Here is an 8,985-nt window from a genome sequence, read left to right as displayed (position 1 = left end):
ATCGAGAAGGCCAAGGCGCAGGTGCGCGCCAAGGTCGAACACCCGTTCCGGGTGATCAAGCGCCAGTTTGGTTACACCAAGGTGCGCTTCCGTGGCCTGGCCAAGAACACCGCACAACTGATTACGCTGTTTGCGCTGTCGAATCTGTGGATGGCGCGGCGGCATTTACTCGCGAACACAGGAGAGGTGCGCCTGTAACACGGCGAATAGCTGCTACGGGGTACGCGTAGCGGCTAAAAGCCCTACATAAGTAGTCGATCTGAGCAGTTTTTGATCGATGGACCGCTTCAAAAAACAGCGAGGTCTGTAGTCGGCCAGAAATGCGGAGCTACTTCAGACCATCCTTAACCACACCGCAAAACAACGAAGACAAAGTCAGCCGCGCAAATTGTACGCGCGTAGATCGTCAGAACCAATTTGGTCGGAAGGAACCAGACGATAGTGTTTCTCGTCCACCACCTTTACGTGGCCGTCCTCCACCGCCAACTCGAACATTGCGATTAAATCTGATGCCATGAATTGAGCCGAAATTGACCTGCAGATCAAGTTCGGAAACTTTTCCGAACAACACAAAATATCCTGTTTCGTTTGAACCACGGATAGTTGATCTCTACCGCCTTTCGCTTGAACGGGCAATACGTATTGGCGGCCATGTCGGTCGAGTCCGACGTAAATCTCGTCGATTTCGATTTGCCCGATCCCGCTCACTGTAGTTCGAAGGTGGTTCTGGAGCGAATATGCGGCGATTCCGAGGAAAATGTCGATCAGGCGGTTATAACGCACCTTTGCCAAAAGCGCCTGTTCGTCGGACAAAGCGTAGGCGGCGATTATTTCTGGCGTGGCATCCGGTATTTTGATCGTTAGGAGATTGGCATTGGGCACGATTCGGTTTACCGGAACCAGCTTAAATAGATAACGCGACCTACCGGCACCCTCGATGATCCATTCCTTACCTTCCGGTTGCGTCGCGAGAATGCTGTCCGGCATTGGTGTTCGATAACGAATCGAATAAACCACGTCTCCAAGATTCTTCGGCAATTCGATCCCGAGAGCATTGGCGGCGACAGGAAGTTGGTCGCGCGCGAATGCGAACTCTTCTAGGCCATCCTTATAGTGGTCAAAGAAAATCTTCTCGATGAGCACCTTGTACCGACTTTGATTTCTTGTGTCCGACGTATCAGCCATACGCCGCCTCCTCTAATGAAGCAAATCGAAGTGCCTCAATCTCTTCCTGTTTGCGCTTTTTGACGCCGCTCTTGCGGTCGCGGCGACCGATTGGAACCGAGATACCCCAATAATCGGCTGCTTGAGACATATCCAATCGAAGAAGCATCGGGTCTCCGAGCGGTATCGACAATTCCGGCTTTTGCGGCTGAACGTCCATCGCTTCGAGAATCTTTGCCGCAACTGCTCTTGCGAGGGGCGGTGGCACCGCGTTTCCTATTTGCCGCGCGCCGTGCCATTTTGTTACATGAAACCGGAACCAATCCGGGAAACCATGAAGGCGCGCCATCTCGCGAACCGTTATGCAACGAGGCCGATCATAGTGAATCGGCCTCGGGCTCGTGAACGCGCCACGCGCAGAGTCGGTTCCCGCACGTAGAGTGTTCGAGACTCCAAAATCGGGGAGTTTGAAGAAACGCGAAATCGGCTCAACGTTTCCAGGTTCAGTTTCGCGAAAACGCCGCCGCGAAATCTCCGAATGATTTGTGCGCATACTCGATGTTAACCACGCTCGATCCCATTTGCGCGGATAACCAAAGTGCCAAGCGTTTTTCCCAAGACACCGGAGCTGCCGCGCATAGGCGCTAGGCTTCCCCCAAGCGTTTGTCCGAATCGAATCGCCCTCGAACAACTCTTCGAACGCTTCGGCCTCTGGCAAATCGTCGAGCGCGTCTCGGCATGATGGACCTTCGGGAAGACCAAGAAAATCCCGCGGCGATCCCGCCGGCCTTGTGATCGGTTCGGGATACTCCGGTAGCCGGAGGCCTCTCTTTGCCCCGAGGAGAATTAACCGCTCGCGGTCTTGCGGCACGCCGTAGTGCGATGCGTTTAGAACTTTCCAAGGCAAACGCACGTGGTAGCCAACAACCTTGAATGCTTCAATGAGTTCTTCTAGGAATCCTTTGTGCTTGCCGATTGTAAGACCCTTAACGTTCTCGAAAACGAAATACGAAGCATCTAATTCCGAGACTAGGCGAACGAAATCCCGAACGAGAGTATTTCGTGGATCATCGAGGGCACGCTGCCCGATTAGCGAAAAGCCTTGACATGGCGCCCCGCCAAAAACGATATCGACCCTCCGGCTTCCTAGGTTGGCGGCGTGTCGAATATCTTCGGCCGATAACTCGGTTACGGACCTTGGCAATACAGCGCATGTTGGGAAATTGAATTTATGAATAGCTGCATGGATCGGATCCACTTCGACGGCAGCTACGATATCGAAACCGGCCTGTTCAAACCCCAGGCTTAGCCCGCCTGCCCCCGAGAATAAGTCGATACCGATTGGCCGAGCTTTTCCTTCGGTAGCCCTTGCTTTTGTTGCCATATGTACCCCTGTAGTTCGCGAATCTATCTATCTCGTTTTTAAACTCGCCGACCGGAAGGGCCCAAAAACGATACGAGCTTCTGCACTACCCTTGTTTCGTGCTTTAACTCACATTGCCAAACAACTAGGGCCTCCCACCCCGCACGGCGCAACTCGCGCAATTTCCTTACATCGCGTTTCCGGTTCGCCTCGATCTTCGGTTGCCAGTACTCAATTTTGCTTCTTGGCAACCGTCCGTAGCGGCATAGATGTCCGTGCCAAAAACAACCATGTACAAACACGACTTTTCGACGGCCTGGAAACACGATGTCAGGAGTCCCCGGCAAATCTCTCCTGTGAAGTCGATAGCGATACCCTAGCCGATGCAACATCTTCCGGACTGCTATTTCTGGGCCAGTGTCCGCGGACTTGACGGCTCGCATGATCTCGGAGCGCTTCGCAGTCGTTACCAAGTCCGGCACCGTTTAACTCCTAAACCTATGCACTCGTCGTCCGACGCCTACGTATTGGCTCCTGCCCGAGAACAATGCTCGCTACTCAGGTATGTCTACGGGCAGGTCCCCGAAGCGCGGTTCTTAAGGGTCGCGGGTATTACCCATTTCGGGCGACCTCGAACAGTGGCCACTGTTCCGCTATGTACTTTTCCGCCGCTTCACGGATGACCCACGCGGTGGATACCTTTTTCTGCTTCGCGATATCCTGAAGCGTGCTGTAAATTTCGGGGGGCAGACTTACGGATGCCCGGGCCGCACGTGGCTTACCCGTAGGCTTGCGTCCTCGTTTCGGGGGCATGATCGCATCTCCTCGGAATTTGATGCGGCACTTTACATCATTTTGATGCAAATCGATGCTATTCGGAATTAACCGGATGACTCAAGGGGGATAGGAGGGGACGCATGGCCCCGTAAGCTTCCCCGTCAAGCAGGCATTTCAAAAGTAGAACTTCCGGCGACGCGTTGGCGGTACTCGGCCGGAGTCAGATTGCCGAGCGAATCGTGGGGACGCTCCTCGTTGTACTCGAGCATCCACCAGTACGCGGCCTCGCGCACGTCGTCGAGGCGGGTGAACAGGTGCTGGTCCAGGACCTCCTCGCGGAAGGTCCGATTGAAGCGTTCGATGTAGGCGTTCTGGTTGGGCTTGCCGGGCTGGATGTACCGGATGGCCATGCCGTTGAGCTTGGCCCACTGCATGAAGGCCTCGCCCAGGAACTCCGGGCCGTTGTCGGTACGCAGGACCTGCGGCAGGCCGTGGTCGCGCTTGAGCTGCTCGAAGATGCGGACCAGGCGCGTGGACGAGATCGAGGTGTCGACCTCGATGTGCAGCGCCTCGCGGTTGAAGTCGTCGACCACGTTGAAGGTCCGGAAGCGGCGGCCACACGCCAGCGCGTCGGCCATGAAATCCGCTGACCAGACGGCATCGGGCAGCAGGGGAACGTAGAGCGGTACGCGTTCGCGCTTGGGCAGCCGCTGCTTGGCCTTGCGGCGCAGATTGAGCTTCATCGCCTTGTACACTCGATAGATTCGCTTGTGGTTCCAGTCCGGACGCGCACGGCGCAGGACCTTGCGACACTTCCAGAAGCCGCGGCTCGGGCGATTCTCGACCACCTCGGCCAGGGCCGCGATGATCTCGGCATCCCGTACCGTCCAGTGCACCGGCGGCTGGTACCACGCTGCCCGCGACAACCCAACGCAATCACAGGACCGGCTCAGGGGCCGCGTGTGCACCTCGACCAGGTACCGCACGGCCTCGCGCTTCTGCTCCGGCCCTACAGTTTTTTTGCGATCAGATCCTTCATCGCGGCGTTGTCGAGCGCCAGCTCGGCGTACATCCGCTTGAGCCTGGCGTTCTCCGCTTCCAGGTCCTTGACACGCCGCAGCTCGGAGGCCTCCAGGCCGCCGCACTTCGACTTCCACTTGTAGTAGGTCGGAACGCTGATGCCGGCCTGCCGGCAGATGTCCTTGACCGGCACGCCGGCGTCGGCCTGCTTGAGGATCGAGACGATCTGGGTCTCGGTGAAACGGGACTTCTTCATGGAACCTCCTGGCTGGGGAAAACATGCCAGAAAGTTCTACTTATGGGGTGTCTGCGGATCGGGGAAGCTTACGGTAGTACTGGTTGCCCTTCTTGGTCTGGTGCATCTCGGGATCGCGCTTGCCGTCCTTGTTCTTGGTCGAGCTCGGCGCATGGATCAGCGTGGCGTCGACGATGGTGCCCTGGCGCAGCGACAGGCCCCGATCGCCCAGGTAACCATTGATCACCGCCAGAATCCCGGCCGCCAACTCGTGCTTCTCCAGCAGGCGACGGAAATTGAGGATGGTGGTTTCGTCGGGGATACGCTCCAGGCTCAGCCGGCGAACTGGCGCAGGATGGTCGTCTCGTACAGCGCTTCCTCCATCGCCGGATCGCTGTAGCCGAACCAGTTCTGCATCAGATGTACGCGCAGCATCGCCATCAGCGGATAGGCGGGACGACCGCCTTCACCCTTCGGGTAGTGCGGCTCGATCAGGGCGATCAGGCCCTGCCACGGCACCACCTGTTCCATTTCGATCAGGAACAGTTCCTTGCGGGTCTGCTTGCGCTTGCCGGCGTACTCGGCGTCGGCGAAGGTCATCTGCTTCATCGGAAAGCTCGGGCGGGTAAAGTCGACTGATTTTGCCAAATCAGGAAGTCTTTTTCAGAGTTTCCCTAAGAAAAGAGCGGCGCGGGTGAAAATGTCGGCGCTCAGGTTCACTGCCGTATAGGCAGCTAAGAAAAGACAGGTCAGCACCTGTAGCATCAACGAATGGTTCACTGCCGTATAGGCAGCTAAGAAAGCGCCCGGGGCCGCCGCTGGCGGTAACGGTCCGTTCGTATGTATAAAGGCCCTTCCCGCCAGCGTGGGAAGGGCCTTTCTTCTAGGCCTCTTAGGCCTCTGGGGTATGACGAAGCGCTAGGCCTCTTGCCGGCCGGTCACTCCGGTTTCTTCAGCTTCGGATTGGGAAAGAACTGCACGGTCTGCACCTTGGGGTTGACCGGCTGTTTCGGGGTCAGCACGTTGACCCGGGTGGGCAGTTCCTTGGGGATGGAGTTGCCACGGGCGTCCAGGGTGTCGGCGTAGCCGCAGGCCACGCACTGGCGGTGCGGCACGCCGTCCTCTTCCCACATCTGGATCTTGTCCATCTCGCTGCAGGCCGGGCATACGGCGCCGGCGATGAAGCGTTTCGGGGTGGTGGTCATGCGGCCTCCTCGCTGAGCCCGGAGTGGCGCAGCAGGGCGTCTATGCGCGGTTTGCGGCCGCGGAAGGCGACGAACAGCTGCATCGGTTCCTGGGAGCCGCCGCGGGCCAGGATGGCCTCGCGGAAGGCCCGTCCGGTCTGCGGGTTGAGCACGCCTTCCTCCTCGAAGCGCGAGAAGGCATCGGCGGACAGCACCTCGGCCCACTTGTAGCTGTAGTAGCCGGCCGCGTAGCCGCCGGCGAAGATGTGCGCGAAGCTGTTGGCGAAGCGGTTCCAGGCCGGGGGCTGGAGCACCGCCACCTCGTCGCGCACCGCCTGCAGCACCTCGAGCACGCTGCGCCCATCGCCGTGGCTGGCGTGCAGCTCGAAGTCGAACAGCGAGAACTCCAGCTGGCGGACCATCATCAGCCCGGACTGGAAGTTCCTGGCGGCGAGCATCCGCTCCAGCAGGTCGCCGGGCAGCGGCTCGCCGGTCTCGTAGTGGCCGGAGATCAGCGCCAGGCCTTCCGGCTCCCAGCACCAGTTCTCCATGAACTGGCTGGGCAGTTCCACGGCGTCCCAGGCCACCCCGTTGATGCCCGAGGCGTCGGCGTGTTCGACGCGGGTCAGCAGGTGGTGCAGGCCGTGGCCGAACTCGTGGAACAGGGTGGTCACCTCGTCATGGGTGAGCAGCGCCGGCTTGCCGTTCACTGCCGGGGTGAAGTTGCACACCAGGTTGGCTACCGGGCTGACCAGCTCGCCGCGAATGTCGCGGCGCCGGTCGCGGGCGCCGTCCATCCAGGCACCGCCGCGCTTGTTCGGGCGGGCGTAGAGGTCGAGGAAGAAGCGCCCGAGGCGCTCGCCGTTCTCCCGGATCTCGAACAGGCGCACGTCCGGATGCCAGCTGTCGAAGTCCTGCAGCTCGACGATCTGGATGCCGTACAGGCGCTCCACTATGGCGAACAGGCCGGAGAGCACCTTGTCGATGGGGAACCAGGCGCGCACTTCCTCCTGGGAGATGCTGTAGCGCTGCTGGCGCAGCTTCTCGCTGTAGTAGCCGACGTCCCAGCTCTGCAGATCCTCGCAGCCCTGCTCGGCGGCGAAGGCGCGCAGCTCGTCCAGGTCGCGCTGGGCGAACGGCTTGCTGCGCCGCGCCAGGTCGCGCAGGAAGCCCAGCACCTGCTCGGTGGATTCGGCCATCTTGGTGGCCAGGGACAGCTCGGCGAAGTTGCCGTAGCCGAGCAGTTGGGCCAGCTCGCGGCGCAGGTCGAGGATCTCCTCCATCAGCGGGCCGTTGTCGAACTGGCCGGCGTTCGGGCCCTGGTCGGAGGCGCGGGTGCTGTAGGCGGTGTAGACCTCCTGGCGCAGCGCGCGGTCGTCGGCGTAGGTCATCACCGCGTAGTAGCTGGGGAACTCCAGGGTGATCAGCCAGCCGTCCAGGCCCTTGGCCTCGGCGGCCTGTTTCATCTGCGCCTTGGCTGAGTCGGGCAGACCGGCCAACTGCGCTTCGTCGTGGATCTGCTTGGTCCAGGCCTGGGTGGCGTCGAGCAGCTGGTTGGAGAAGCGGCTGGTCAGCTCGGAGAGCTTCATCTGGATTTCGCCGTAGCGCTTCTGCTTGTCCGCCGGCAGATCGATGCCGGACAGCCGGAAGTCGCGCAGGGCGTGGTCGAGAATGGTCTTCTGCGCCACCTCGAAGCCCGCTGCGGCAGGGCTGGCGGCCAGTGCCTGGTAGGCCTCGAACAGCGCGCGGTTCTGCCCCAGCTCGGTCCAGTACTCGGACAGCTTGGGCAGGCAGGCCTCGTAGGCGGCGCGCAGCTCGGGGCTGTTGCACACCGCGTTGAGGTGGCTGACCGGGCTCCAGGTCCGACCGAGACGCGCGCCCAGCTCGTTGAGCGGCAGCACCAGGGACTCCCAGCTGGGCGTCGCCGGCTGTTCGGCGAGCAGCTTGGCGATGGCGCTGCGGCTGTCGGCGAGGATGCTGTCGATGGCCGGCTCGACGTGCTCGGGCTTGATCTGGGAATAGGGCGGCAGGTCGAAGTCCTGCAGGAGGGGATTGCTGGCGGTCACGGCATTCACCTGGATTCGGAACTGGAATGGGCCGACTTTGCCGGCCCGCATGCCCGTCATCTTAATTACAATCGGCGCTCACCGCAGCTTGAAGGAGACTATCGTGGCCATTCGCAAATACCGGGGCATGACCCCCCAGCTCGGCGAGCGGGTGTTCGTGGACGCTAGCGCTGTGGTGATCGGCGACGTCATGCTGGGAGACGACAGCTCGGTGTGGCCCCAGGCGGTGATCCGCGGCGACATGCACCGCATCCGCATCGGCCGGCGCACCAGCGTGCAGGACGGCTGCGTGCTGCACATCACCCATCCCGGCCCCTTCAACCCCGACGGCTATCCGCTGACCATCGGCGACGAGGTGACCGTCGGCCACAACGTCACCCTGCATGGCTGCACCCTGGGCAACCGCATCCTGGTGGGCATGGGCTGCATCGTGATGGACGGCGCCATAGTCGAGGACGAGGTGGTGATCGGCGCCGGCAGCCTGGTGCCTCCCGGTAAGCGCCTGGAGAGCGGCTACCTGTACGTCGGCAGCCCGGTGAAGCAGGCCCGACCGCTGACCGACAAGGAGCGGGCGTTCTTCGCCTACAGCGCAGAGAACTACGTGAAGCTCAAGGACCTGCATCTGGCCGAGGGCTACGATCTGGCCTGATGGGCGGGATTGCGGATACGCAACTGTCCGTCAGCTCGGCGAAGTGGTTTGGCCATTCCCTGCTCCAGGGAACGGCCTTCTGGACGGCCTACGTGGCAGTGAACGGTTCGCGTAACTACTTGGTTACATCGCCGGATTTCTTGGCTGCCTATACGGCAGTGAACCCAGGCATCGAAGTCATCACTCCTGGCCATGTTTTCTAGGGATGGTCTGAAAAACACTTCCAGAATCTGGTGAAATACGCCGGTAATCCCGCCCCCCGAGTTCTTCCATGAAGCGGATGACCTTCGCCGACGCCGAGTACGCCGGCAAGCGCAAGCAGACCCGTAAGGAATTGTTCCTGATCGAGATGGATCAGGTGGTGCCGTGGAAGGGATTGATTGCCCTGATCGAGCCACACTACCCAAAGGGTGAAGGTGGTCGTCCAGCCTATCCGCTGATGGCCATGTTACGTATCCATCTGATGCAGAACTGGTTCGGCTACAGCGACCCGGCCATGGAAGAAGCGCTCTACGAGACGACCATCC

The 8,985-nt window shown here is 60.5% G+C and carries 10 protein-coding genes and 1 pseudogene; 3 read left to right on the top strand and 8 right to left on the bottom strand.

What is annotated here, in order from left to right; translation table 11 throughout:
- On the top strand, nucleotides 1-198 hold a 198-nt coding region (locus H165_RS0117595; protein ID WP_017940249.1), incomplete at its 5' end, for an IS5/IS1182 family transposase.
- 177 nt (nucleotides 199-375) lie between these two features.
- Here the strand turns inward: H165_RS0117595 and H165_RS0117590 are convergent.
- The 8 genes and pseudogenes from H165_RS0117590 to prlC all read right to left on the bottom strand — a co-directional run bounded on the left by H165_RS0117590 (nucleotide 376) and on the right by prlC (nucleotide 7,860).
- A complete protein-coding gene (locus tag H165_RS0117590; RefSeq protein WP_017940248.1) occupies nucleotides 376-1,185 on the bottom strand; it encodes a hypothetical protein in 810 nt (269 codons plus the stop codon).
- Nucleotides 1,178-2,548, bottom strand: a complete 1,371-nt coding sequence (locus H165_RS19400) for a DNA cytosine methyltransferase (RefSeq protein WP_081609383.1) — start codon at nucleotides 2,546-2,548, stop codon at nucleotides 1,178-1,180. Before H165_RS19400 ends, H165_RS0117590 begins: the two co-directional genes overlap by 8 nt.
- 38 nt (nucleotides 2,549-2,586) lie before the next feature.
- On the bottom strand, nucleotides 2,587-3,009 hold the full coding sequence (locus tag H165_RS19395) for a very short patch repair endonuclease (RefSeq protein WP_017940247.1): 423 nt from the start codon (nucleotides 3,007-3,009) through the stop codon (nucleotides 2,587-2,589).
- A gap of 130 nt (nucleotides 3,010-3,139) precedes the next feature.
- Nucleotides 3,140-3,340, bottom strand: coding sequence for a ribbon-helix-helix protein, CopG family (locus H165_RS20300; RefSeq protein ID WP_081609382.1), 201 nt, complete (start codon nucleotides 3,338-3,340; stop codon nucleotides 3,140-3,142).
- Nucleotides 3,341-3,465: 125 nt separating this feature from the next.
- Nucleotides 3,466-4,580 (bottom strand): IS3 family transposase gene (locus tag H165_RS0117580; RefSeq protein ID WP_169333539.1). Its coding sequence is split into 2 segments (ribosomal slippage): nucleotides 3,466-4,328 and nucleotides 4,328-4,580, totalling 1,116 coding nucleotides; the frame shifts between segments, so codons are not numbered across the junction.
- A gap of 73 nt (nucleotides 4,581-4,653) precedes the next feature.
- Nucleotides 4,654-5,168: pseudogene (locus tag H165_RS18825) on the bottom strand (IS5-like element ISPpu21 family transposase); the annotation flags it as partial.
- Nucleotides 5,169-5,497: 329 nt separating this feature from the next.
- Nucleotides 5,498-5,764 (bottom strand): YheV family putative zinc ribbon protein, encoded by a 267-nt coding sequence (locus tag H165_RS0117565; RefSeq protein WP_017940244.1) that lies wholly within the window; start codon nucleotides 5,762-5,764, stop codon nucleotides 5,498-5,500.
- Nucleotides 5,761-7,860: an oligopeptidase A gene (prlC, locus tag H165_RS0117560; protein WP_017940243.1), complete on the bottom strand. Its 2,100-nt coding sequence runs from the start codon at nucleotides 7,858-7,860 to the stop codon at nucleotides 5,761-5,763. The genes H165_RS0117565 and prlC overlap by 4 nt, the downstream gene beginning before the upstream one ends.
- A gap of 52 nt (nucleotides 7,861-7,912) precedes the next feature.
- On the opposite strand from prlC, the gene H165_RS0117555 reads away from it, so the two are divergent.
- Complete coding sequence (locus tag H165_RS0117555) at nucleotides 7,913-8,458, top strand: gamma carbonic anhydrase family protein (protein WP_026146711.1); 546 nt, start codon at nucleotides 7,913-7,915, stop codon at nucleotides 8,456-8,458.
- A gap of 271 nt (nucleotides 8,459-8,729) precedes the next feature.
- On the top strand, nucleotides 8,730-8,985 hold a 256-nt coding region (locus H165_RS0117550), incomplete at its 3' end, for an IS5/IS1182 family transposase (protein WP_040640684.1).

Origin of the sequence: Pseudomonas thermotolerans DSM 14292 (genome assembly GCF_000364625.1) — a bacterium.
Taxonomy (GTDB): domain Bacteria; phylum Pseudomonadota; class Gammaproteobacteria; order Pseudomonadales; family Pseudomonadaceae; genus Aquipseudomonas; species Aquipseudomonas thermotolerans.
The sequence above is the reverse complement of the archived record's forward strand: the minus strand, read 5'-3'. Positions and strand labels throughout refer to the sequence as shown.